This is a genomic window from Pseudomonas sp. NFACC05-1 (assembly GCF_900100135.1).
Lineage (GTDB): Bacteria > Pseudomonadota > Gammaproteobacteria > Pseudomonadales > Pseudomonadaceae > Aquipseudomonas > Aquipseudomonas fluorescens_Q.
Genome location: NZ_FMTR01000004.1, coordinates 225,128 through 247,518, shown reverse-complemented (window position 1 = coordinate 247,518; position 22,391 = coordinate 225,128). Strand labels below are relative to the sequence as shown.

The following is a 22,391-nucleotide window of genomic DNA, read 5'->3' as shown; positions in this document are numbered from 1 at the left end:
GCAGCCCAGCGGGAGCAAGCTCCCTCGCCACGGATCCACTGCAAGCCCTTGATGAGCTGTATCCTCTTGTAACCGCATTACCTTTCGCAGGCGCTATGACTTTAATCCTTGGTATCGACCCTGGTTCGCGCATCACCGGCTACGGTGTGGTTCGCGATACCGGGCGCGGCTGCGTGTACGTCGCGTCCGGTTGCATCCGCACCGGGGCGGGTGAACTGCACCAGCGCTTGCAGATCGTTTATCGCGGCGTTCGCGAAGTTATCCAGACCTACGGCCCGGTCACCATGGGCATCGAAAGGGTCTTCATGGCGCGCAACGCCGACTCGGCCTTGAAACTGGGGCAGGCCCGGGGCGCGGCAATCGTTGCTGGCGCCGAGGAAAACCTGGAGATCGCCGAGTACACCGCGACCCAGGTCAAGCAGGCGGTCGTCGGAACCGGGGCGGCGAACAAGGAGCAGGTGCAAATGATGGTGATGCACCTGTTGAAACTGGTCAGCAAGCCGCAGATCGATGCCTCGGACGCCCTGGCCATTGCCATTTGCCATGCCCATACCCGTTCCAGCCTGTTGCCTCACGGCCTGGGAACCGCACGCAGTCGTGGCGGGCGCCTGCGTCTCTGATAGCATCAGCGCAATCTTTCGTGAGCCCGAGCATCTTGCGCCTGTGTCGTCGGCCTTCCTGCCCGGGCTGTTACTCGCCAGCCAAGGCTGGCCAACACCCAAGGATCTGAAACGTGATTGGACGCTTGCGCGGCACCCTGGCTGAAAAACAGCCGCCGCACCTGATTCTGGATGTAAACGGCCTGGGCTATGAGCTGGAAGTGCCCATGACCACGCTGTATCGCTTGCCGTCGGTCGGCGAGCCGCTGACCCTGCACACCCATTTGGTCGTGCGCGAGGATGCGCAGTTACTCTATGGCTTCGTCGGCAAGCGCGAGCGGGATTTCTTCCGCGAACTGATCCGTCTCAATGGCGTCGGCCCGAAACTGGCCCTGGCCTTGATGTCGAGCCTGGAAGTCGATGAATTGGTGCGTTGTGTGCAGTCCCAGGACACTTCGGCCCTGACCAAGGTGCCGGGTGTGGGCAAGAAAACCGCCGAGCGCCTGCTGGTCGAACTCAAGGACCGCTTCAAGGCCTGGGAGGCGGTGCCGGCGATGTTCGCCCTGGTGCCGAACCAGCCGGATGCGCCTGCGCCTGCGGTCAGCGCCGAAAACGATGCAGTCACCGCGTTGATCTCCCTGGGCTACAAGCCGCAGGAAGCCAGCAAGGCGATTTCCGCTATCAAGGAAAAAGGCCTGAGCACTGAAGACATGATTCGTCGTGCCCTGAAGGGAATGATTTAAGTGATTGAAGCTGACCGCCTGATCGCCGCCACGGGCGCGCCCCGTGACCGCGAGGAAATCCAGGACCGCGCGATTCGTCCTGTCAGCCTGGCCGACTACATCGGTCAACCGACCGTGCGCGAGCAGATGGAGTTGTTCATCCAGGCCGCCCGTGGGCGCAGCGAGTCGCTGGACCACACCTTGATCTTCGGCCCGCCGGGCCTGGGCAAGACCACCCTGGCCAACATCATTGCCCAGGAAATGGGCGTCTCGATCAAGAGCACGTCCGGGCCGGTCCTCGAGCGGCCGGGTGACCTGGCGGCGCTGCTGACCAACCTTGAGCCCCATGATGTGCTGTTCATCGACGAAATCCATCGGCTGTCGCCGATCGTCGAGGAAGTGTTGTACCCGGCCATGGAAGATTTCCAGCTCGACATCATGATCGGCGAAGGGCCGGCGGCACGCTCCATCAAGTTGGACCTGCCGCCCTTCACCCTGGTGGGCGCCACCACTCGCGCAGGCATGCTGACCAACCCGTTGCGCGACCGCTTCGGTATCGTCCAGCGCCTGGAGTTCTACAACAACGCCGACCTGGCGACGATTGTCAGCCGCTCGGCGGGCATCCTCGGGTTGCCGCTGGACCCGGACGGTGCGTATGAGATCGCCCGGCGTGCCCGGGGCACGCCGCGGATCGCCAACCGCCTGCTGCGCAGGGTCCGGGATTTTGCCGAAGTCCGGGCCAAGGGCCACATCACCAAGCCGATTGCCGACCTGGCGTTGAACCTGCTGGACATCGACGAGCGTGGTTTCGACCACCAGGACCGGCGCCTGCTGCTGACCATGATCGAGAAGTTCGACGGTGGCCCGGTGGGCGTGGACAGCCTGGCGGCGGCCATCAGCGAAGAGCGCCACACCATTGAAGATGTGCTGGAACCGTACCTGATCCAGCAGGGCTACATCATGCGTACCCCTCGCGGGCGCGTGGTGACCCGTCATGCTTATCTGCATTTTGGTTTAAACATCCCGACACGAATGGGTGAGATGCCGGTGGTAGACGAATTCCTCGATGCCGTGGACGATTGAACGAGCTCTGTACGCCGACTTTTTTCCAGTTCGTGCTGTCCCAGACGACGCCTGGAGCGTCAATGCGTTCGAGAATGAAAAAACAGTTGCCTGGCCGATTGGCAACCTGAGGAGTAAGCACTAGAGTATGCGCGCGCAAAACGGGCTGGAGTCGTTCGCACATCGCTGTCGCGTTTATTACGAGGACACCGATGCTGGCGGCATCGTCTACTACGTCAATTACCTCAAGTTTATGGAACGGGCTCGAACCGAACGGCTGCGGGAACTGGGTTTTGCCCAATCCGCGCTGGCAGGGGAGGACCTGTTATTCGTCGTGCATTCCAGCGAAGCGCGCTACCACGCGCCGGCGCGACTGGACGACGAGTTGCTGGTAAGTGCCGATGTCATCGAATTGAACCGTGTCAGCCTGCGTTTCAAGCAGCAGGTCAGGCGGGCTACGGATAACGTGCTGCTCTGTGAAGGGCAGTTTTTGGTGGCCTGTGTGCGCACCCATAGTTTGAAACCCCGGGCCATTCCCGAAGCTCTACGTGCGGCCTTTGCCGGCGTGAGCGGCGCGGGTACACACTCAGAGCAGGAGATAAAGCGTGGAAGCTAACGTCGTCGACCATTCCTCCATGTGGAGCCTGGTCAGCAATGCCAGCGTCGTGGTGCAACTGGTAATGCTGACCCTGGTAGCCGCATCGGTGACCTCATGGATCATGATCTTTCAGCGCAGCAACATGCTGCGCGCCGGTCGTCGTGCCCTGGAGAGCTTCGAGGAGCGTTTCTGGTCCGGCATCGACCTGTCCAAGCTCTATCGCCAGGCCGGTAGCAACCCTGACCCGGACTCGGGCGTCGAGCAGATCTTCCGTGCCGGCTTCAAGGAGTTCTCTCGCCTGCGCCAGCAGCCGGGCGTCGACCCTGAGGCGGTGATGGAAGGTGTGGCCCGTGCCATGCGCGTCGCCATTTCCCGCGAGGAAGAGAAGCTCGAACAGGGCCTGTCGTTCCTGGCCACCGTTGGTTCGGTCAGCCCGTACATCGGTCTGTTCGGTACCGTGTGGGGGATCATGAACTCCTTCCGTGGCCTGGCTTCCGCCCAGCAAGCGACCCTCGCCACCGTGGCCCCGGGTATCGCCGAGGCACTGATCGCCACCGCCATCGGTCTGTTCGCGGCCATCCCGGCCGTTATCGCCTACAACCGCTTCGCTGCCCGCAGCGAAATGCTGACCGGCCGTTACTACACCTTCGCCGATGAATTCCAGGCGATCCTGCACCGTAAAGTGCACACCAGCGAAGAATAAGCAGGTATTTCCCAATGGCTTTAATCGCTCGAGCCCGAAAAAAGCGCAAGCCGGTCGCCGAGATGAACGTGGTGCCCTACATCGACGTGATGTTGGTGCTGCTGGTCATCTTCATGGTGACCGCGCCGATGCTCAATCAGGGCGTGAAGGTCGATCTGCCCAAGGTTTCCAGCGAAGCCTTGCCGCAGGACAACAACACCCAGGTCCTGACTATTTCGATCAAGGCTGACAAGACCTACTACTGGAACCTTGGCAGCGAAGTGGACACCGAGAAGCAGCAGGACCGGGCCATGACGTTGCCGCAGATGACCGATGCGGTGACCAAGATCATTCGTGTCGGCAACGATGCCGGCAAGCGCACGCAAGTCTTCATTCGCGGCGACAAGACCGTCGACTACGGTGCCGTGATGGGGGCCATGGGCGGCCTGCAGAAAGCCGGGGTCGGTAATGTTGGCTTGATCACTGAGGCGCCCTGATGCAGCAACAGCGAGAGCCGTCCGCCTCGGAAAGCTACTTCTGGCCCAGTGTCCTGGCCATCGGCCTGCATGTGCTGGTGTTCGGCATGCTGTTCGTCAGTTTTGCCATGACTCCGGAGTTGCCACCGGCCAAGCCGATCGTGCAGGCGACGTTGTACCAGCTCAAGTCGAAAAGCCAGGCGACGACCCAGACGAACCAGAAGCTTGCCGGTGAGGCGAAGAAGTCCGCCGCGCGCCAGACTGAAGTCGAGCAAATGGAACAGAAGAAGGTCGAGCAGGAAGCGATAAAGGCCGCGGAACAAAAGAAAGAGGAAGCGGCTCAAAAGGCCGAGGAAGCCAAGAAGGCCGATGAGGCGAAAAAAGCGGACGAGGCGAAAAAGGCTGACGAAGCGAAGAAAGCCGAGGCCAAAAAGGCAGAAGAGAAACAATTGGCTGATATAGCCAAGAAGAAAGCCGAAGAAGAAGCCAAGAAAGCCGCTGAAGAAGAGGCCAAGAAAGCGGCCGCTGAAGAAGCGAAGAAAAAGATCGTCGAGGACGCGAAGAAAAAAGCCGCCGAAGACGCCAAGAAGAAAGCTGAAGCTGAAGAGGCGAAAAAGAAAGTCGCCGAAGACGCGAAGAAGAAAGCCGCCGCCGACGCCGCCAAGAAAAAGGCCCAGGACGCAGCGCGTAAATCCGCCGAAGACAAAAAGGCCCAGGCCTTGGCAGATTTGCTTTCCGACACGCCGGAGCGCCAGCAGGCATTGGCTGATGAGCAGGGCGATGAAGTCGCCGGCAGCTACGATGACTTGATTCGCGCACGAGCGGCAGAAGGCTGGGCTCGTCCACCTTCGGCGCGCAAAGGCATGACGGTCGTATTGCAAATCGGCATGTTGCCCGACGGTACGGTTACCTCGGTCAGCGTCGCCAAGTCCAGTGGTGACGGTCCGTTCGACGCTTCGGCGGTCGCAGCGGTCAAGAACATTGGGCGATTGACGGAAATGCAAGGAATGAAACCGAGCGACTTTGCTCCCTATCGTTCATTCAAGATGACATTCACACCTGAGGATCTAGCCTTGTGAGAAACCTTCTTCGATCAATGCTGGTCGTTATCTGCTGCCTGGCAGGGATAGCGGTAGCAGAGGAAAAGAACATCCTGGTCACCAGCGGCAGCGACCGGGCGACCCCGATTGCCGTCGTACCGTTCGGCTGGCAGGGCGGTAACGTCCTGCCGGACGACATGGCGGAAATCATCGGCAACGACCTGCGCAACTCGGGTTACTACGCGCCGATTCCGAAGCAGAACATGATCAGCCTGCCAACCCAGGCCAGCGAAGTCATCTACCGTGACTGGAAGGCCCTGGGCGCCCAGTACATCATGGTCGGCAGCATCGTTCCGGCTGGCGGTCGCCTGCAGGTGCAGTACGCCCTGTTCAACGTCGCCACCGAACAGCAAGTGCTGACCGGCAGCGTGTCGGGCAGCGTCGATCAATTGCGTGACATGGCGCACTACATCGCCGACCAGTCGTTCGAGAAACTTACCGGCATCAAGGGCGCGTTCTCCACTCGCATGCTCTACGTGACGGCCGAGCGCTTCTCCGAGAACAACACCCGCTACACCCTGCAGCGCTCCGACTATGACGGCGCCCGTGCGGTGACACTGCTGCAATCGCGCGAGCCGATCCTGTCGCCGCGCTTCGCCCCCGATGGCAAGCGCATCGCCTATGTCTCGTTCGAGCAGAAGCGTCCGCGCATTTTCGTGCAGCACATCGACACCGGTCGTCGTGAGCAGATCACCAACTTCGAAGGCCTGAACGGTGCGCCAGCCTGGTCGCCGGACGGCTCGCGGCTGGCGTTCGTACTGTCCAAGGACGGCAACCCGGACATCTACGTGATGAACCTGGCTTCGCGTTCGATTTCCCGTGTCACCAACGGCCCGGGCATCAACACCGAACCGTTCTGGGGCAAGGATGGCTCGACCATCTACTTCACCTCCGATCGTGGCGGCAAGCCACAGATCTACAAGACCAGTGCGGGTGGCGGCGGTGCCGAACGCGTGACGTTCGTCGGTAACTACAACGCCAACCCGAAGCTGTCGGCAGATGAAAAGACCCTGGTGATGATCCATCGCCAGGATGGTTTCACTAATTTCAAGGTGGCGGCCCAGGATTTGCAGCGCGGTAGCGTAAAAATCCTCACTGATAGCACTCTGGACGAGTCACCCACTGTTGCGCCCAACGGCACCATGGTAATCTACGCCACCCGCCAGCAGGGCCGGGGAGTCTTGATGCTCGTGTCCATTAATGGACGCGTGAGGCTCCCGCTTCCTACCGCTCAAGGCGAAGTCAGAGAACCGTCCTGGTCCCCTTACCTGAACTGACGCGGCGCTATACGTTTTACTTAACACACTGGGGTTCATTAGGAGTTTCACGATGGAAATGCTGAAGTTTGGTAAATTTGCTGCGCTGGCTCTGGCCATGGCTGTAGCTGTAGGTTGCTCGTCCAAAGGCGGCGACAATGCCGGTGAAGGCGCTGTTGATCCAAACGCTGGTTACGGCGCTAACACCGGTGCAGTTGACGGCTCCCTGAGCGAAGAAGCCGCTCTGCGCGCAATCACCACCTTCTACTTCGAATACGACAGCTCGGACCTGAAGCCAGAAGCCATGCGCGCTCTGGACGTTCACGCCAAGGACCTGAAAGCAAACGGCGCTCGCGTTGTTCTGGAAGGCAACACCGACGAACGTGGTACTCGTGAGTACAACATGGCACTGGGCGAGCGTCGTGCGAAAGCCGTTCAGCGCTACCTGGTACTGCAAGGTGTTTCCCCAGCTCAGCTGGAACTGGTTTCCTACGGCGAAGAGCGTCCAGTTGCTACCGGCAACGACGAGCAGTCCTGGGCTCAAAACCGTCGCGTCGAACTGCGTAAGTAATTCGTCATGCGAACGTGCCGTCGTGCTGTAACTGTTCTGGCTCTCAGCCTTGCGCCGCTTGCGGCGTGGGCTGCGGTTCCTGTGGTCGATAACGATGCCGGCTATAACAATAGCGGGAGTAGCTATCCGCCTGCGGGTTACGGTACGAACGGCGCCTATGCCGGGGGAGGGGTTTCGGCCCCTGTCTCGGCACAGGGCCAGCTGTTCAACCAACTGCAGCAAATGCAGGATCAGATCTCGCGCCAACAGGGTGTGATCGAAGAACTGCAAAATGATATTTCGCGCATGAAGCAGGAAAACCTGGAGCGATACCAGGATCTTGATCGGCGCATAGGAACCGGCGTTGCACCTGCACCTGCCGCGACCCCTGAGAATTCTCCTGCCGGTGGCGACTTGAACGCCCCCGGTGTAGCCGCAGGCGCGGGGGCAGCCGCTCCCGCAGCACCTGCCGCCGGTGGCGAGCCGGCTGATCCAGCGAAGGAAAAGCTCTATTACGATGCTGCCTTCGACTTGATCAAGGCCAAGGATTTCGACAAGGCCAGCCAGGCTTTTGCCGCTTTCCTGCGCAAATACCCAAACAGCCAGTACGCGGGCAATGCCCAATACTGGTTGGGCGAAGTGAACCTGGCCAAAGGCGACCTGCAAGGTGCCGGCCAGGCATTCGCCAAGGTTTCGCAACTGTATCCCAAGCACGCCAAGGTGCCGGATTCGCTGTACAAGCTGGCTGATGTAGAGCGCCGCCTCGGTCACACCGACAAGGTAAAAGGCATTCTGCAGCAGGTGGTGGCCCAATATCCGGGGACATCCGCCGCCCAGTTGGCCCAGCGCGATCTGCAACGCATGTAAGCTGGCTTGACCTGTTTTGAAGAAACCCGCGCCTGTCGCGGGTTTTTTCGTTAGAATTCACGCCCTTTTTATGAAACACGCTTTTTGGGATCTGCGCGTTGGCGGGGTTCCTTGAAGTGCCTGACGGAGGCGGACAGCCTGTTTAGCTGTTACGCCCGTGGCGACTATGCAAGACACATTGAGAATCACCGAAGTTTTTCACTCGTTGCAGGGTGAAACGCGGACGGCTGGGCTGCCCACAGTATTTGTGCGCCTCACCGGTTGCCCGTTGCGTTGCCAATACTGCGACAGTGCCTACGCGTTCAGCGGCGGCACTGTGCGAACCCTCGACGATATCCTGGAGCAAGTGGCCAGTTATCGTCCGCGTTATGTCTGTGTCACGGGCGGCGAGCCCTTGGCGCAACCCAACGCCATCCTCTTGCTCAAGCAGTTGTGTGATGCCGGTTACGAGGTTTCCCTGGAAACCAGCGGCGCCCTGGATATCTCGGCCGTCGACCCGCGCGTCAGCCGCGTCGTGGACCTGAAGACTCCAGGCTCCAAGGAAGCGCACCGTAACCGTTACGAGAATATCGAGTTGCTGACCCCTAACGATCAGGTCAAATTCGTGATCTGTTCACGGGAAGATTACGACTGGGCCGTGTCCAAGCTGATCCAGTACGGGCTCGACCAACGGGCCGGCGAAGTGTTGTTGTCGCCGAGCCATCACGATTTGAGCGCTCGGGACCTGGCGGACTGGGTGGTGGCGGATAACCTGCCGGTGCGCCTGCAACTGCAGCTGCATAAATATCTTTGGAACGACGAGCCGGGGCGCTGATATGACTGAACATTCGAACATTGCCGAAAAACGTGCGGTCATCCTGTTGTCCGGCGGCCTGGATTCGGCCACCGTCGTGGCCATGGCCCGTGCCGAGGGTTACCGCTGCTACACCATGAGTTTCGATTATGGTCAGCGCCACCGCGCAGAACTGCACGCGGCCGAGCGAGTGGCCCGGGACCTGGGCGTGGTGGAGCACAAAGTGATCGGCCTGAACCTCAACGGCATTGGTGGCTCGGCCTTGACCGACAGCTCCATCGACGTGCCGGAGGCGCCTAGCGAAGGCATCCCGGTGACCTATGTGCCGGCGCGTAACACCGTATTCCTGTCCTTGGCATTGGGCTGGGCCGAAGTGCTGGGCGCCCGTGATATTTTCATCGGCGTCAATGCTGTGGATTACTCCGGTTATCCGGATTGCCGCCCGGAGTTCGTCGAAGCCTTCGAGCGCATGGCGAACCTGGCGACCAAGGCCGGCGTAGAAGGGCAGGGTTTCCGCATCCAGGCACCGTTGCAGAATCTCAGCAAGGCCGACATCGTCAAGGCCGGTGTGAAGCTTGGCGTGGACTATGGGCTCACTGTTTCCTGCTATCAGGCCGACGATCAGGGCCGTGCTTGCGGCAAGTGCGACAGCTGCCGCCTGCGCGCAGAAGGCTTTGCCGCGGCGGGTGTGAGCGATCCAACCCGTTATTTTTGATTTATTTCAAATTAGGTGTTGAATAGTCCTTAGAAATCAGTATTATACGCGCCACCACACAGCGGGTCGTTAGCTCAGTTGGTAGAGCAGTTGGCTTTTAACCAATTGGTCGTAGGTTCGAATCCCACACGACCCACCATTTTTTTCAGTTTTAAAAGTCTGGAAGGCCCACGAAAGTGAGGATTTCCGGATTTTTTTTTGCCTGGAATTAAGTGTCCCCCCGCCCAAGGGCAGGGAGTCAGCAGTCCTGTCGTGGAGCCGTCGCCATGCTCACGACTGCCAGGGCCTTCAGCCCTTTTTCTCGCCCGACGCGGAGCGATGAGCGCCAGAAACCAGCGCTTCCCATGCGAGCCAACGTCCTGCCTGGATCTGCCATGAGGGCACCCGGCAAGCCCATTCTTTCTGTGGTTTCCTGGCGAATACCGGTAACCGAGGTTTGCGCACAACCTTGCTATTGAGCGTGCTGACACAGAACTTCGAGTAGTTTTTCAGCTCTTTGAGTTCAAGTGACAGCATGTCTTTTGGGCACAGTAACAGTACGTCCCCAAAGGAATACAACTGGAACGCCTCGACTTCTATTTTTTGCGCAGCAACCTGACGTGTTTTCCACATGGTGGCGCTCAGGTCTTGCAGTTTTATCTCTTCTGGCAAGGCGTATCGCTCCGCCGTTTGTTGGCGAACCGATAAGCCTCCTGCTGCGATGTAGGTGATCTGGCTCAAACTGCCCGGCGAAAGCAATGTGAAGGCGCAGAAGGCCAGGATCATTGCGATCAGGCCATTGAAGGTCCGCCTGTAGATGTCCCCCTTGAAACAATGAAATATGACGACCGGTAGCAGGGTGAAGATGAGTGTCAGCCAGGACAGACCCGCCACGTAGGGGACGGTGTCAGGTGTTTCCCTCTCCATATATGAACGTATCGTCAGCAGGATTGGAAAGGCGGCGAAGAGCACGGTGACGAATATGGAGATCGAGAGCAGGGTGACGAGCCAGAACTCTTTGCGAGCCCGTACCCACGCCTGTAGCCGCTGCCATTTTTCTTTTAGCCAGCGCCACGCTGGCGTCGTCTTGTTTTTGAGTGCCTGCAAACAGGTGAGCCATTTTTGCAGCCAGGCCTTCCGGGGGCGGGCAGGTTTATGTTGCTGCAGCTTTTTCCGCTTTATTTGTTGATGGGCTGCCAGGCGTTTCAAGCGGGCTCGCTCCAGCCTGGCTTGGACAAGAGTGCTTTTCCTGATGACCCTTTTGAACGGCGTGAATGCGTACATGAGAAAGCACGCAACGAAGACGATCAGGAGCAATGCCGCGAATATCGTCCAGGCGTTCAATGTGGACAGGAAAAAGGTGGCCCAGATGAACGCGCTAAATCCCACAACCGTGGGGAACACCAGATAGAAAACAATCTTCGATTGGTTGTCCTTCATGTTTGAAAAAAGCGAAACCGAGCAGCCGAACATCCACGTTGTCGCCCCCAAGATGAACAAATACGACAGCATCAGCAGCAGGACCAGCACGACCCAGACCAACAGTGCAGACTTCACATCGATGGACGGCATGAACAGATCGATTCGTCCAATCGTCCGGGTATAAAGGTACAACGTGACGAACCCAAGCCCTGTCGCGAGTAGGCCTAACGTGACGGTGATCTGGGTCCAATAGGAAAGAATGCGTTTGACGGTGTGCTTGAGCACTTCAGCGAAGGTTCTGTCAGGAATGACGGACAAGGCGTAGCTCCCTTACGAGGTAAAAATCCTGGCAGGTATAGTAACGCCAAGTCGCACCAGCTAAATCTTCAACCTAGCAAGTCCTCCTACTGGAAATTCAGCGGATGTGCTGTCCGTAATGTTTCGGGTCCAGGCGCAATACCATCACCATCATCAACGCCATGACCGCCGTGAGCGACCACCAGGCCCACTCAAAACTCCCCAACTGGTCGCGGATCATCCCGGCAATCAATGGCGAGAGGCCGGCGATGAGATAGCCGACACCCTGTACGAACGCGGTAAGGCCACCGGCCCGGCGTGGGTTGTCCAGGTGGTCGAGGGATACGATCAGGCTCATGGGGAATAGGCCGCCGATACCCAGCCCCAGCAGGCAGGCCCAGAGCAGGCTGAAGCGTTCCGGACTGAGGATCAGGCCGCAGAAGCCGCCGATGATCAGGGCCAGCAGGACGCTCAGGACCAGGCGTTTATCCCGGCTGCGGTTGGCAATAGCCGGAGTGACCAGGCCGGATAACACTTCCATTGCCGTGAGGAACCCCAGCAGCAGGCCAGCGTGCTGTTCGCTCCAGCCCTTTTCCACGTAGTACGGCGCCAGCCAGGCCAGCACGCAGGTGTAGGAAGCAGTGCCCAGGCCAAAGAAAATCGCCAGGAGCCAGGCCCGGGCGTTGCGGGAAAACGCTTCGTGATGCCGGGACGCTGCTTCGGGCAAGGGCGTGATGTTCGAACGCTGGGCGTACCAGCAGCCCAGGGCGACCAGCGCCAACAATGCCCAGATTGCCAGGCCGACGCGCCAACTGCCGGTCTGCGTCAGGACAAAGGGTGAAAACGATGCGGCAATCGCCGCCCCGCCCATGATGGAGGTGACGTACAAGCCCATGAACAGCGAGACGTTGTCGGCGAAGCGTGACTTGATCAGTGCCGGCATCACCGCCTGGATCAAGGCGATCCCAAGCCCGGCGACGATCGCACTGGCGATCAACCCGGCGGCGCTGTCCAGGTACAAGCGCGAGGCCGTGGCGATGCCAATGATCAACAGCGACAGCACGATGGTGCGGTGTTCTCCGATGCGCAGGGCGATGCGCATGCCCAGGAACATCGCCAGGCCCATCGCCATGACGGGCAACATGGTCAGCAGCGAGGCGGTACTGAAACTCAAGGGCACCTCGCCGCGAATGGCCGACAACAAGGGCCCGACCGCCGCCATTGAGGGTCGCAGGTTCAGCGCCACCAAGACGATGCTGACCATCAGCCAGATGGCGTGGGTGGTTGAGGTTCGAATGTTTTCCATGGAGCCGCCTTTGCTGGACAAAAGGGCATTTAGGCTGGGGCGGCCTGTCATGGGCAAACTGAAAACTGGCAGGGCGTATCGAAAAATTAAATACGGCACGCAATCAGTGAAGGGATCAGAGTTTTTGTGTGGCGAGGGAGCTTGCTCCCGCTGGGGCGCGTAGCGGCCCCTTGCGGTGTGTCAGGCAAACCAGGGGGCTGCTTCGCAACCCAGCGGGAGCAAGCTCCCTCGCCACACAATAGTCGTTCACAACCTCCTATTCCATCGCCGGGCTCAGCGTCCCCAGCCACGCCACCAATCCCAGAATGATCACCGCCACACAGAACTCCAGCACCATGCTGCGCCGCAGGGCATTCACCGCAACGCCGTGCTCGCCGGTCTGTCGGGCCTGTTCCAGCAATGGGCTCAGATGAAAGCGGTTCAGCGCGGCGAACACCAACATGGCCGCGAACAAGATCAGCTTGAGCGCCAGTAACTGACCATAAGTGCTGTCCAGCAGCCCTTCGACATTCGGGCCGACGATAAACAGATAATTCACCACCCCCGTCACGCTGATGACCACCACGATCACCGCTCCGGCGGTTTCAAACCCGGTCAACGTCCGGGCCAGTACCGCCAGCCGAGGTTCGGCCTGGCGCAGCAGCAAGGCAAACGCGGCCAAGGCCCCGACCCAGCCACCCGCCGCCCACAGGTGCAGGAAGTCGGTGATGAAGTGCCAGTTGCGGCGCTCACCTTCGTCCATGGCGCCATGCCCGGCCCAGGCCAGCGTCGCCAACGCGACGGCGCCGCCCAGCATGACCAGCCATAGGCTGAGGGTCGGCCAACGTCCATTGAGCGTCGCGGCGACACCGGCCAACAGCAGCGCCGCTATCCGCAGTGTCCAACTCAAGCCGACGTCGGTCTCCAACACCATCATTTCAATGTGCGGCCACAGTTCGGCCCAGTCTGAAACACCGCTCATGGCCCAGGCCATGCACGCCATGGCGGCGAAGGACAGCAGTCCGCCCAGCACCGCCGTGGTCACTAGCAGCGGTGTGAAAGGCAACTGCGCGCCCGACGCCCGCTCCTGGCCTCGCAGGCTATAGAGCCCGAACGCGGCCAGGCCGAACAACAACATCAGATCCAAATACAGGGCAAACCGCAGGGCGATGTTGATCGAGTCGCTCATCAACTCACTTCACCTTGAACGTGACGTTACCGGTGATCGGGTGAGTGTCGGACGACACCGCGCGCCACTGGACCTGATAGGTGCCGGCGCTGAGGGGACCATTCGGGACAATGACCATGGTTTTCGGGTCATCGCTGCCGGAGACCTTGGCTGGCATGGGCATGGGCGAATGCGCCGCCATGCCGGGCATCTCGGTCATCATCAGCTTGGCACCGGAAAACTTGGTCATCAGGTTTTCGGAAAAGTGCAGCTCGATCTTTGCCGGTGCCGCACCCTCGGCGCCCTCGGCGGGGGTAGAGGAGAGCAGCTTCGGATGGGCCTGGGCCAAGCCGCTGATCAACAGGCCAGTGGACAGGGCGACAACAGCAACAGCGTTTTTGAGCAATGACATGCAAGGACTCCTACAACGTGGTTTTTTAATTTTGGGTGAAACAGCTCAGCGGGTCAGAACCACATGCGCAGCCCCAATACCAGGCGGGCTTCGCTGCGATCTTCACCTTCTGCGCGGGCGTAGTCGGCGGTGTTGCCGTAGGTCCGGTTCCAGGTGACGCCAACGTATGGCGCGAATTCGCGGCGTATTTCATAACGTAGCCGTACGCCGAGTTCGGTGTCCGACAGCCCTGAGCCGACACCGCGGGCGGGGTCGTTCTTGCCATAGAAGTTGACCTCGGCGGTGGGCTGCAGGATCAACCGATTGGTCAGCAAGATGTCGTAGTCGCCTTCCAGCCGCGCCGCGCTCTGGCCACCTTCGCCGATGAACGCGGTGGCTTCGGCTTCGAAGTTGTACAGCGCCATGCCTTGCACGCCGAAGGCGGCCCAGGTTTGCGCATCGCCCGGCTTGAAGTCCTGGCGTACGCCGGCCACCAGGTCCCACCAAGGACTGATGGCGTGGCCCCACAGGGCCTGAAGTTCCGCCTCGTCGGTCTTGCCGTTGAGGCGTTCACCTTCGGAGCGCAGCCACAAACGGTCGATGTCGCCACCGATCCAGCCGGAGGCATCCCAGCTCAGGGCGCTGCCGTCATCGGCGTCTTGCCACTCCAGCTGGTCGATGAGGAAAAACGAATTGATTGCGCTGTCATGCACCGCGTGTCCGCCATGATCCTCGTAGACGGCGGCGCGATCAGCGGCTGTCAGTTCCGGGATCGGCGTGCGGCTGGTGGTCGGCGCTGATTGCATGGGCTCCATGCCCTGCATCGAGTCCATGCCTTGCATTGAATCCATACCTTGCATCTGGCTATGGTCCATCCCGGGCATCTGGCTGTGATCCATGCCTTGCATGTCGTTGCCCGCCGCCCAGGCCGAGGTGGTGGCGCCGAGGGTGAGGCTGGCAATGAGTGCCATGGGGTATTGAAAAAAAGTGGTCATGGTCGGCTCCTCATTCCTGCACCCGAACTTCACGGAACATCCCCATCTCCATGTGAAACAGTAGATGACAGTGGTACGCCCAGCGCCCGAGGGCATCGGCGGTGACGCGGTAGCTGCGCTTGGCGCCCGGTGGCACGTCGATGGTGTGCTTGCGCACCATGAACTGGCCGTTCTCGTCCTCCAGATCGCTCCACATGCCGTGCAGGTGGATGGGGTGGGTCATCATGGTGTCGTTGATCAGCACGATGCGCAGTCGCTCGCCGTACTTGAGCAGCAGCGGCGCGGCGTCGGAAAATTTCACGCCGTTGAACGACCAGACGAATTTCTCCATGTGCCCGGTCAGGTGCAGCTCGATCGTACGGCCCGGCTCGCGACCGTCGGGGTCGGGGAAGGTGCTGCGCAGGTCTGAGTAGGTCAGCACTTTGCGGCCGTTGTCGCGCAGCCCCATGCCTGGGTCGTCGAGCTTGGGCTTGACGCTCATGGCCTGCATGTCGACCAGGGGGTTGTCTTTCTCGGTGTCGGGGTGCGACAGCATGCCGTCCATGCCTTGCATGGCACCGTGATCCATACCGGCCATGTCGCCCATCCCCTGCATCTGGCTGTCGTCCATCCCGGCCATGTCCTGCATCGAGCCGTGGTCCATGCCGCTCATTTGCCCCATGTCGCTCATGCTGCCGTGGTCCATGCCACCCATGCCCATGTCGTCCATGGTCACCAGTGGCCGCGGGTCCAGGGGCGGCACCGGTGCCGACAACCCGGCCCTGGCCGCGAGAGTGCCGCGGGCATAGCCGGTGCGGTCCATGGACTGGGCGAACAGGGTGTAGGCCTCCTGGGTCGGTTCGACGATGACGTCATAGGTTTCGGCCACGGCGATCCGAAACTCATCGACACTCACCGGTTTGACGTATTGGCCGTCGGACGCCACCACCGTCATCTTCAAGCCGGGAATGCGCACGTCGAAATAGCTCATGGCCGAGCCGTTGATAAAGCGCAGGCGAAGACGCTCGCCAGGCTTGAACAGGCCGGTCCAGTTCATGTCCGGCGCCTGGCCGTTCATGAGGTAGGTGTAGGTGGCGCCACTGACATCGGCCAGGTCAGTGGGGTTCATCTTCATCTCGGCCCACATCTTGCGATCGGCCACAGTGCTGGCCCAGCCGTTCTTGCCCACATCGTCAATGAAGTCGCCGACGGTGCGTTTGTTGTAGTTGTAGTAGTCCGACTGTTTCTTGAGCTTGCGAAGGATGTTGCCGGGGTCTTCATCGGTCCAGTCGGTGAGCATCACCACATAGTCCCGTTCGTATTGGAAGGGCTCCGGTTCCCTGGCGTCGATCACCAGCGGGCCGTAGACCCCGGATTGTTCCTGGAAGCCAGAATGGCTGTGGTACCAGTAGGTGCCGTTTTGCCGGACCTTGAACTGATACACGTACATGCCGTCGGGTTCGATGCCCTTGAAACTCAACCCCGGAACACCGTCCATGTTGGCTGGCAGCAGGATGCCGTGCCAGTGGATGGAGGTTGTCTCCTTCAAGCGATTGCGCACCCGCAGGGTGACGGTGTCGCCTTCACGCCAGCGCAGCAGCGGGCCGGGAATGCCGCCGTTGATGGTCTGGGCGGTACGTGGGTTGCCGGTGAAGTTGATCGGGCTTTCGCCGATGAACAGATCGAACTCGGTGCCGCTCAGAACGTTGGGTTGGCCAGGGCTGGTGACCGCCCAGACAGGCGCGCGCCACAAGCCCAGGCCACCGAGGATGCCGCCGGCAGTCAGGCCCTTTACGAAGGTTCGCCGGGAAGTTTTTGTTTGCATGCGATGGAAGTCCGTCAGTCGATTCGCAGCGAGCACTGGGGCATTGCCCAGTGCCGGTGTGAACAGAAGATGACATAAGCCGGCTGGGCAGGTGATTACATTTCAGTCAGCTTGAGGGAGGCGCTTATCCACTGGCATGAACGGACTTTTGTGGCGAGGGAGCTTGCTCCCGCTGGGTTGCGAAGCAGCCCCAAAAAGGCTGGGTACAACGCACCTTGCGCGTCAAATGATGGATTTTGGGGCCGCTGCGCGCCCCAGCGGGAGCAAGCTCCCTCGCCACGGAGGGCCGCGTCCGGCCCCGGGACCTGGGCACAGGTCAGAATGATCTTTTGCATCGGTGGGATATTCTGTAGCCTTGCCGGCTTCATGCAGTCCCGTGCCTGATTGATACCCACTTTCCCGGCGGTACCCGAGTGGTCCGGAGCCGGGTGTATACTCGACTTTCGCGCTAAACGCGCTTGCAGGTCTTGCGAACATGACGCAAATTTCCGAACGCCTTCTGGTCCAGGCCCACCTCGACGCCAAGCAGCCCAAGCCGCTGAGCGCCGAGCAAGAGGCCTGGTACCGCGCCGCCATCGCCGCCGAGCTCAAGGCTCAGGACGCGGTGCTGGTCGCGCACTTCTACTGCGACCCGATCATCCAGGCCCTGGCCGAAGAGACCGGTGGTTGCGTGTCCGACTCCCTGGAAATGGCCCGCTTCGGCAATGCCCACCCGGCCAAGACCGTGGTGGTGGCGGGGGTCAAGTTCATGGGCGAGACCGCCAAGATCCTCAACCCCGAAAAACGTGTGCTGATGCCCACCCTGGAAGCCACCTGCTCCCTGGACCTGGGCTGTCCGGTGGACGAGTTCTCGGCGTTCTGCGACCAGCATCCGGAGCGCACCGTGGTGGTGTATGCCAACACCTCGGCGGCAGTGAAGGCCCGGGCCGACTGGGTGGTGACGTCCAGTTGCGCGCTGGAAATCGTCGAGAGCCTGATGGACAACGGCGAGACGATCATCTGGGGCCCGGACAAGCACCTGGGCACTTACATCCAGCGCAAGACCGGCGCCGACATGCTGCTCTGGGACGGTGCCTGTATCGTCCACGAAGAGTTCAAGTCCAAGCAGTTGGAGGACATGAAGGCGCTGTACCCGGACGCCGCGATCCTGGTGCACCCGGAGTCGCCGACGTCGGTGATCGAACTGGCGGATGCCGTGGGCTCCACCAGCCAATTGATCGCTGCGGCCCAGACCCTGCCGAACAAGACGCTGATCGTCGCCACCGACCGGGGTATTTTCTACAAAATGCAGCAGCTGTGCCCGGACAAGGTCTTCATCGAAGCCCCGACCGCCGGCAACGGCGCGGCGTGCCGCAGTTGCGCGCACTGCCCGTGGATGGCGATGAACACCCTGGAACGCACGCTCAAGAGCTTGCAGGAGGGCGCCAACGAGATCTTCGTCGACCCGGCGCTGATCCCCCAGGCGATTCGTCCGCTCAAGCGCATGCTGGACTTCACCCAGGCGGCGCGAATGAAGCTGGCGGGGAATGCCTGAAGCTGAAGAAGATTTCGAGGCTAGCGAGGTTTTGTGGTGAAGGGATTTATCTGTGGTGAGGGGATTTATCCCCGTTGGGCTGCGAAGCAGCCCCCTCTATTTTCCTGACATTGCACGGTGTCAGGTTTTAGGGCCGCTTCGCGACCCAGCGGGGATAAATCCCCTCGCCACAAATGTATTTCAACTTTTCTGATTAGGTGGCTTTACTTGGTCTTCTTGGGAATCCGCACCAGCTGCGTATCCGAGTAGATGTCATGCCAACTGCGCTTGCGCTTGTCGAACAGCGCCCAGATAAAGCCCAGCCCCACCAGCAGCAATGACGCAATCGATACCACGAACCGCAACAGCGCCTGCCACAGGCTGATGGCCGTGCCATCGGCGTTCTGTACGCGGATGCACCACACCTGCATGCCCAGGGTCTGGCCATTGTGGGTCCAGAATTTGGCGAAGAAGCCGAACAGCACGAACAGCAGCACGGTGGACAGCAACGGGTCGCCGTCCAGGGCACCGGCCTCGGTGAGGGCGCGCATTTTTTCTTCACCGATGATCGCCATCTGGATCATCTTGTAGGCGCCGCTGGTTACGATCAGCAGCGCCGTGCACAGCAAAAAGTCATAGAACATTGCCGCCAGGCGACGGCCCAGGCCGGCGGGGGGGAAGTCGCCCTGGGGCGTGAGCAGGTGTTTGGGCATGACGGTCTCGGACGAAAAAGAAGCCATTTTACGGATTTACGCCCATAAAAAAGCCCCTGATATCAATCAAGGGCTTTTTAGTTCGCGAAAGCCTTAGGCTTCGGCTACAACCTCGTCAGCCTGCATGCCTTTCTGGCCTTGCACAGCAACGAAAGTGACTTTCTGGCCTTCTTTCAGGCTCTTGAAGCCGTTGCCCTGGATGGCGCGGAAATGCACGAACAGGTCCGGACCGCTTTCAGGCGTGATAAAACCAAAACCCTTCTCGTCGTTGAACCACTTGACGGTACCGCTCTGACGTTGAGACATTTTCTTATTTCCTTTGACGCTAAAATTGATGACAGCCTCTTTCGCATGAAAGAGTACTGGGCTGGGTTGCAGGAAAGTAAGAGACGTCGAACGGGATGTAGCAAACTTCATAAGCTACTGCCCAGGTCACGATTCCAAGCGACCCATGCAAACACAGTGACCAAACTCTACGCCAACTACGAATGAAAAAACAACCCCCCGGGGAAGCCCGTATTTGCTCAGCTTGCAGGCATTTACATACATCGCCGGGCGGGGCTTATTCGATAGGCTAGTTCAATTGTTAACGACTGTTATAAGCGCCATTGAATGTCTAAGGATATGCACCTTTTTATGGCGGTTGCGTTACACATTAGTGCACGTATAACGCAATCGCGTTACTTATAGAAACAGTCAATCAACCGCGGTAGTAGCGCTGTGGGACGAATGGCATTTTGCTTACAAGTAAAGGCACCTTTTTCCCACGCACGATGGCCCAAACTGGCGTATCCAGGGCGACATAGGCGCTATCCAGGTAACCCATCGCCAACGGACCGCCCAGGGTCGGGCCGAAACCGCCGCTGCACACCGTGCCGATAATCTCGCCCGCTTCGTTGACGATCTCTGCGCCTTCGCGCACCGGTGTACGTTCCTGGGGCAGCAGGCCGACGCGTTTGCGCTTCACGCCGCCCTGTTGTTGGGCGTACACGGTTTCAGCGCCGGGGAAACCGCCAGCGCGGGCGCCGTCGGCGCGACGTACTTTGGAAATCGCCCACAACAGGCTGGCTTCGATCGGCGTGGTCTCGGTGTTCATGTCGTGGCCGTAGAGGCACAGGCCGGCTTCCAGGCGCAGCGAGTCACGAGCGCCGAGGCCGATGGCCGCGACTTCCGGCTCGGCCAGCAGGGCGCGGGCCAGTTTTTCCGCCTCAGCGGCAGGTACCGAGATTTCGAAACCGTCTTCACCGGTGTAGCCCGAACGGCTGACAAAGCAGTCCATGCCCAACAGCGTGACTCGCTGGAACTGCATGAAGGTCATCTTCGCCACGTCCGGCGCCAGGCGTGCGAGCACGGTGACGGCGGCCGGGCCTTGCAGGGCGAGCAGGGCGCGGGCTTCGAACAGTGGCTCGATGCTGCACTGATCACCAATGTGCGTGCGCAGGTGGGCCAGGTCCTGGTCCTTGCAGGCCGCGTTGACCACCAGGAACAGTTCGTCGTTGCCCAGGTTGGCGACCATCAGGTCGTCGAGGATGCCGCCGTTGTCGTTGGTGAACATGGCGTAGCGCTGCATGCCCACCGGCAGGTCGATGATGTCCACCGGCACCAGGGTTTCCAGGGCCTTGGCGGCGCCTGCGCCGGTCAGGCGGATCTGGCCCATGTGGGACACATCGAACAGCCCGGCCTGGTCGCGGGTGTGCTGGTGTTCCTTCATCACCCCCAGAGGGTACTGCACCGGCATGTCGTAGCCGGCGAACGGCACCATGCGGGCGCCGAGTTCGAGGTGCAGCGCGTGCAGCGGGGTCTTCAGCAGTTGTTCGGTGGACATATCAGCTCCTGGAAAAAATGTGGAAGTGAGGCAAGCGCATCAGCATTCGATGATGTTGACCGCCAGACCGCCGCGGGCGGTCTCCTTGTATTTGCTTTTCATGTCGGCGCCGGTCTGGCGCATGGTGCGGATGACTTTGTCGAGGGAGACGAAGTGATGCCCGTCGCCGCGCATGGCCATGCGCACCGCGTTGATGGCCTTCACCGAGCCCATGGCGTTGCGTTCGATGCACGGTACCTGCACCAGGCCGCCGATCGGGTCGCAGGTCAGGCCAAGGTTGTGTTCCATGCCAATCTCGGCGGCGTTTTCCACTTGCTGCACGCTGCCGCCGAGCACTTCGCACAGGGCGCCGGCGGCCATGGAGCAGGCCACGCCGACTTCACCCTGGCAGCCGACCTCGGCGCCGGAGATGGAGGCGTTTTCCTTGTACAGGATGCCGATGGCGGCGGCGGTCAGCAGGAACCGCACCACGCCATCTTCGCTGGCGCCGGGGATAAAGCGCATGTAGTAATGCAGCACCGCCGGAATGATCCCCGCCGCCCCGTTGGTAGGCGCGGTGACGACGCGCCCGCCATAGGCGTTTTCTTCGTTGACCGCCAAGGCGTACAGGTTGACCCAGTCGAGCACCGACAGCGGGTCGCGCAGTGCGGCCTCCGGGTTCTTGCACAGCTGGCGGTGCAACGCCGCGGCCCGGCGCTTGACCTTCAGCCCGCCCGGCAGAATCCCTTCGTTGCGACAGCCCGCCGCCACGCAATCCTGCATCACCTGCCAGATTTTCAGCAGGCCGGCACGGGTCTCGGCTTCGGGGCGCCAGGCGCTTTCGTTGGTCAGCATCACCTGGCTGATGGACAGGCCATAGGTGCTGCAATGGCCCAGCAGGTCCTTGGCGCTCTTGAAGGGGAAGGTCAGGGGCGTGGCATCTTCGACGATGCGGTCGGCGCCGGCCGCGCCTTCGTCGACGACAAAACCGCCACCCACCGAGTAGTACTCGCGGCTGCGCACTTGCAGCCCTGCGGCATCGAAGGCGCGGAAGATCATGCCGTTGGGGTGAAAGGCCAACGGCTTGCGGATCATCGCCAAGTGCAGCTTTTCATTGAATTCGATGGAGTGTTCGCCGAGCAGGTTCAGGCGACCGCTGCTGCGGATCGCTTGCAGGCGGGCGTCGACGGTTTCGGTGTCCACGGTGTCGGGATGCTCGCCTTCCAGGCCCAGCAGCACGGCCTTGTCGCTGCCGTGGCCCTTGCCGGTGGCGCCGAGCGAGCCGTAGAGCTCGACCTTGACGCTGGTGGTGCAATTGAGCAAGTCATCGCGACGCAGCCCCTCGGCGAAACGGGCAGCGGCACGCATCGGGCCGACGGTATGGGAGCTGGACGGGCCGATACCGATCTTGAACAGGTCGAACACGCTTAACGACATGGTGTTTCTCCGGTTTCTTTTTATGAGGATCGACGGTTATGAAATGAGGCACAGGCTCCTTTGTGGGAGCGAGCTTGCTCACTCCCACAAAGGAGATGTGGTTTCCTTGAGAAGGTGACCTTCCACAAGGTTCGCGGTGTTGTTGAGAGGGGCGAGCAAACCC

General features: G+C 60.5%; 23 protein-coding genes and 1 tRNA gene. 14 read left to right on the top strand and 10 right to left on the bottom strand.

The annotated features are described in order from the left end of the window. The first annotated feature begins 95 nt into the window (after positions 1–95). From ruvC to BLO97_RS09415, 13 genes are all read left to right on the top strand, one after another. The gene (gene ruvC, locus BLO97_RS09475; protein ID WP_092345659.1) at positions 96–620 is read left to right on the top strand and encodes a crossover junction endodeoxyribonuclease RuvC; all 525 of its coding nucleotides are present in this window, start codon (positions 96–98) and stop codon (positions 618–620) included. A gap of 113 nt (positions 621–733) precedes the next feature. Continuing rightward, positions 734–1,342, top strand: coding sequence for a Holliday junction branch migration protein RuvA (ruvA, locus tag BLO97_RS09470; protein ID WP_058542614.1), 609 nt, complete (start codon positions 734–736; stop codon positions 1,340–1,342). Beyond that, a complete protein-coding gene (gene ruvB / locus BLO97_RS09465; RefSeq protein WP_003178599.1) occupies positions 1,343–2,404 on the top strand; it encodes a Holliday junction branch migration DNA helicase RuvB in 1,062 nt (353 codons plus the stop codon). Between the two features lie 127 nt (positions 2,405–2,531). Next, positions 2,532–2,999, top strand: a complete 468-nt coding sequence (ybgC, locus tag BLO97_RS09460) for a tol-pal system-associated acyl-CoA thioesterase (protein ID WP_025215227.1) — start codon at positions 2,532–2,534, stop codon at positions 2,997–2,999. Next, on the top strand, positions 2,989–3,684 hold the full coding sequence (tolQ, locus tag BLO97_RS09455; RefSeq protein WP_014339916.1) for a protein TolQ: 696 nt from the start codon (positions 2,989–2,991) through the stop codon (positions 3,682–3,684). The genes ybgC and tolQ overlap by 11 nt, the downstream gene beginning before the upstream one ends. 23 nt (positions 3,685–3,707) lie before the next feature. Then, the gene (gene tolR, locus BLO97_RS09450) at positions 3,708–4,160 is read left to right on the top strand and encodes a protein TolR (RefSeq protein ID WP_161798348.1); all 453 of its coding nucleotides are present in this window, start codon (positions 3,708–3,710) and stop codon (positions 4,158–4,160) included. Further along, on the top strand, positions 4,160–5,218 hold the full coding sequence (tolA, locus tag BLO97_RS09445) for a cell envelope integrity protein TolA (protein ID WP_092345657.1): 1,059 nt from the start codon (positions 4,160–4,162) through the stop codon (positions 5,216–5,218). The genes tolR and tolA overlap by 1 nt, the downstream gene beginning before the upstream one ends. After that, entirely contained in the window at positions 5,215–6,516 is a 1,302-nt protein-coding gene (tolB, locus tag BLO97_RS09440) for a Tol-Pal system beta propeller repeat protein TolB (RefSeq protein ID WP_063324614.1), read from the top strand. Before tolA ends, tolB begins: the two co-directional genes overlap by 4 nt. Positions 6,517–6,568: 52 nt before the next feature. Beyond that, a complete protein-coding gene (gene pal / locus BLO97_RS09435; RefSeq protein ID WP_003178634.1) occupies positions 6,569–7,066 on the top strand; it encodes a peptidoglycan-associated lipoprotein Pal in 498 nt (165 codons plus the stop codon). Positions 7,067–7,072: 6 nt separating this feature from the next. Then, positions 7,073–7,912, top strand: a complete 840-nt coding sequence (gene ybgF / locus BLO97_RS09430; protein WP_092345655.1) for a tol-pal system protein YbgF — start codon at positions 7,073–7,075, stop codon at positions 7,910–7,912. 166 nt (positions 7,913–8,078) lie between these two features. Then, positions 8,079–8,726 (top strand): 7-carboxy-7-deazaguanine synthase QueE, encoded by a 648-nt coding sequence (gene queE / locus BLO97_RS09425; protein ID WP_063324616.1) that lies wholly within the window; start codon positions 8,079–8,081, stop codon positions 8,724–8,726. 19 nt (positions 8,727–8,745) lie between these two features. Then, positions 8,746–9,420 carry a 7-cyano-7-deazaguanine synthase QueC gene (queC, locus tag BLO97_RS09420; protein ID WP_170862027.1) on the top strand — a complete coding sequence of 225 codons (675 nt, stop codon included), beginning with the start codon at positions 8,746–8,748 and terminating at the stop codon, positions 9,418–9,420. Between the two features lie 63 nt (positions 9,421–9,483). Next, positions 9,484–9,559, top strand: a tRNA-Lys gene (locus BLO97_RS09415). Positions 9,560–9,708: 149 nt separating this feature from the next. Here the strand turns inward: BLO97_RS09415 and BLO97_RS09410 are convergent. The 6 genes from BLO97_RS09410 to BLO97_RS09385 all read right to left on the bottom strand — a co-directional run bounded on the left by BLO97_RS09410 (position 9,709) and on the right by BLO97_RS09385 (position 16,761). Next, entirely contained in the window at positions 9,709–11,139 is a 1,431-nt protein-coding gene (locus tag BLO97_RS09410) for a hypothetical protein (RefSeq protein ID WP_092145122.1), read from the bottom strand. A gap of 97 nt (positions 11,140–11,236) precedes the next feature. Next, on the bottom strand, positions 11,237–12,424 hold the full coding sequence (locus BLO97_RS09405; RefSeq protein WP_063324619.1) for a cyanate transporter: 1,188 nt from the start codon (positions 12,422–12,424) through the stop codon (positions 11,237–11,239). Positions 12,425–12,680: 256 nt separating this feature from the next. Beyond that, complete coding sequence (gene copD, locus BLO97_RS09400; RefSeq protein ID WP_092223477.1) at positions 12,681–13,592, bottom strand: copper homeostasis membrane protein CopD; 912 nt, start codon at positions 13,590–13,592, stop codon at positions 12,681–12,683. Between the two features lie 4 nt (positions 13,593–13,596). Next, positions 13,597–13,983 (bottom strand): copper homeostasis periplasmic binding protein CopC, encoded by a 387-nt coding sequence (gene copC, locus BLO97_RS09395; RefSeq protein ID WP_063324621.1) that lies wholly within the window; start codon positions 13,981–13,983, stop codon positions 13,597–13,599. 53 nt (positions 13,984–14,036) lie between these two features. After that, positions 14,037–14,957, bottom strand: a complete 921-nt coding sequence (locus BLO97_RS09390; protein WP_063324622.1) for a copper resistance protein B — start codon at positions 14,955–14,957, stop codon at positions 14,037–14,039. 10 nt (positions 14,958–14,967) lie between these two features. Next, entirely contained in the window at positions 14,968–16,761 is a 1,794-nt protein-coding gene (locus BLO97_RS09385) for a copper resistance system multicopper oxidase (RefSeq protein ID WP_092345653.1), read from the bottom strand. A 475-nt stretch (positions 16,762–17,236) separates the two neighbouring features. Here BLO97_RS09385 and nadA point away from each other — a divergent pair, with 475 nt between their 5' ends. Then, complete coding sequence (nadA, locus tag BLO97_RS09375) at positions 17,237–18,295, top strand: quinolinate synthase NadA (RefSeq protein WP_063324624.1); 1,059 nt, start codon at positions 17,237–17,239, stop codon at positions 18,293–18,295. Between the two features lie 203 nt (positions 18,296–18,498). On the opposite strand, the gene BLO97_RS09370 is transcribed toward nadA, so the two are convergent. The 4 genes from BLO97_RS09370 to BLO97_RS09355 form a co-directional block, all read right to left on the bottom strand. Then, complete coding sequence (locus BLO97_RS09370; protein ID WP_014339905.1) at positions 18,499–18,987, bottom strand: RDD family protein; 489 nt, start codon at positions 18,985–18,987, stop codon at positions 18,499–18,501. A 93-nt stretch (positions 18,988–19,080) separates the two neighbouring features. Next, on the bottom strand, positions 19,081–19,293 hold the full coding sequence (locus BLO97_RS09365; protein WP_063324625.1) for a cold-shock protein: 213 nt from the start codon (positions 19,291–19,293) through the stop codon (positions 19,081–19,083). 394 nt (positions 19,294–19,687) lie between these two features. Next, on the bottom strand, positions 19,688–20,812 hold the full coding sequence (gene gcvT / locus BLO97_RS09360; protein ID WP_092345651.1) for a glycine cleavage system aminomethyltransferase GcvT: 1,125 nt from the start codon (positions 20,810–20,812) through the stop codon (positions 19,688–19,690). Between the two features lie 39 nt (positions 20,813–20,851). Continuing rightward, entirely contained in the window at positions 20,852–22,228 is a 1,377-nt protein-coding gene (locus BLO97_RS09355) for an L-serine ammonia-lyase (protein ID WP_063324627.1), read from the bottom strand. Positions 22,229–22,391 lie beyond the last annotated feature (163 nt).

What these genes read in the sequence shown, in the direction of transcription:
- BLO97_RS09405 (WP_063324619.1), bottom strand. Translation starts at nt 12,424, where the DNA reads ATGGAAAACATTCGAACCTCAACCACCCACGCCATCTGGCTGATGGTC.
- BLO97_RS09355 (WP_063324627.1), bottom strand. Translation starts at nt 22,228, where the DNA reads ATGTCGTTAAGCGTGTTCGACCTGTTCAAGATCGGTATCGGCCCGTCC.
- gcvT (WP_092345651.1), bottom strand. Translation starts at nt 20,812, where the DNA reads ATGTCCACCGAACAACTGCTGAAGACCCCGCTGCACGCGCTGCACCTC.
- ybgF (WP_092345655.1), top strand. Translation starts at nt 7,073, where the DNA reads ATGCGAACGTGCCGTCGTGCTGTAACTGTTCTGGCTCTCAGCCTTGCG.
- nadA (WP_063324624.1), top strand. Translation starts at nt 17,237, where the DNA reads ATGACGCAAATTTCCGAACGCCTTCTGGTCCAGGCCCACCTCGACGCC.
- BLO97_RS09370 (WP_014339905.1), bottom strand. Translation starts at nt 18,987, where the DNA reads ATGCCCAAACACCTGCTCACGCCCCAGGGCGACTTCCCCCCCGCCGGC.
- copD (WP_092223477.1), bottom strand. Translation starts at nt 13,592, where the DNA reads ATGAGCGACTCGATCAACATCGCCCTGCGGTTTGCCCTGTATTTGGAT.
- pal (WP_003178634.1), top strand. Translation starts at nt 6,569, where the DNA reads ATGGAAATGCTGAAGTTTGGTAAATTTGCTGCGCTGGCTCTGGCCATG.
- BLO97_RS09385 (WP_092345653.1), bottom strand. Translation starts at nt 16,761, where the DNA reads ATGCAAACAAAAACTTCCCGGCGAACCTTCGTAAAGGGCCTGACTGCC.
- tolA (WP_092345657.1), top strand. Translation starts at nt 4,160, where the DNA reads ATGCAGCAACAGCGAGAGCCGTCCGCCTCGGAAAGCTACTTCTGGCCC.
- queE (WP_063324616.1), top strand. Translation starts at nt 8,079, where the DNA reads ATGCAAGACACATTGAGAATCACCGAAGTTTTTCACTCGTTGCAGGGT.
- ybgC (WP_025215227.1), top strand. Translation starts at nt 2,532, where the DNA reads ATGCGCGCGCAAAACGGGCTGGAGTCGTTCGCACATCGCTGTCGCGTT.
- ruvC (WP_092345659.1), top strand. Translation starts at nt 96, where the DNA reads ATGACTTTAATCCTTGGTATCGACCCTGGTTCGCGCATCACCGGCTAC.
- BLO97_RS09390 (WP_063324622.1), bottom strand. Translation starts at nt 14,957, where the DNA reads ATGACCACTTTTTTTCAATACCCCATGGCACTCATTGCCAGCCTCACC.
- copC (WP_063324621.1), bottom strand. Translation starts at nt 13,983, where the DNA reads ATGTCATTGCTCAAAAACGCTGTTGCTGTTGTCGCCCTGTCCACTGGC.
- BLO97_RS09365 (WP_063324625.1), bottom strand. Translation starts at nt 19,293, where the DNA reads ATGTCTCAACGTCAGAGCGGTACCGTCAAGTGGTTCAACGACGAGAAG.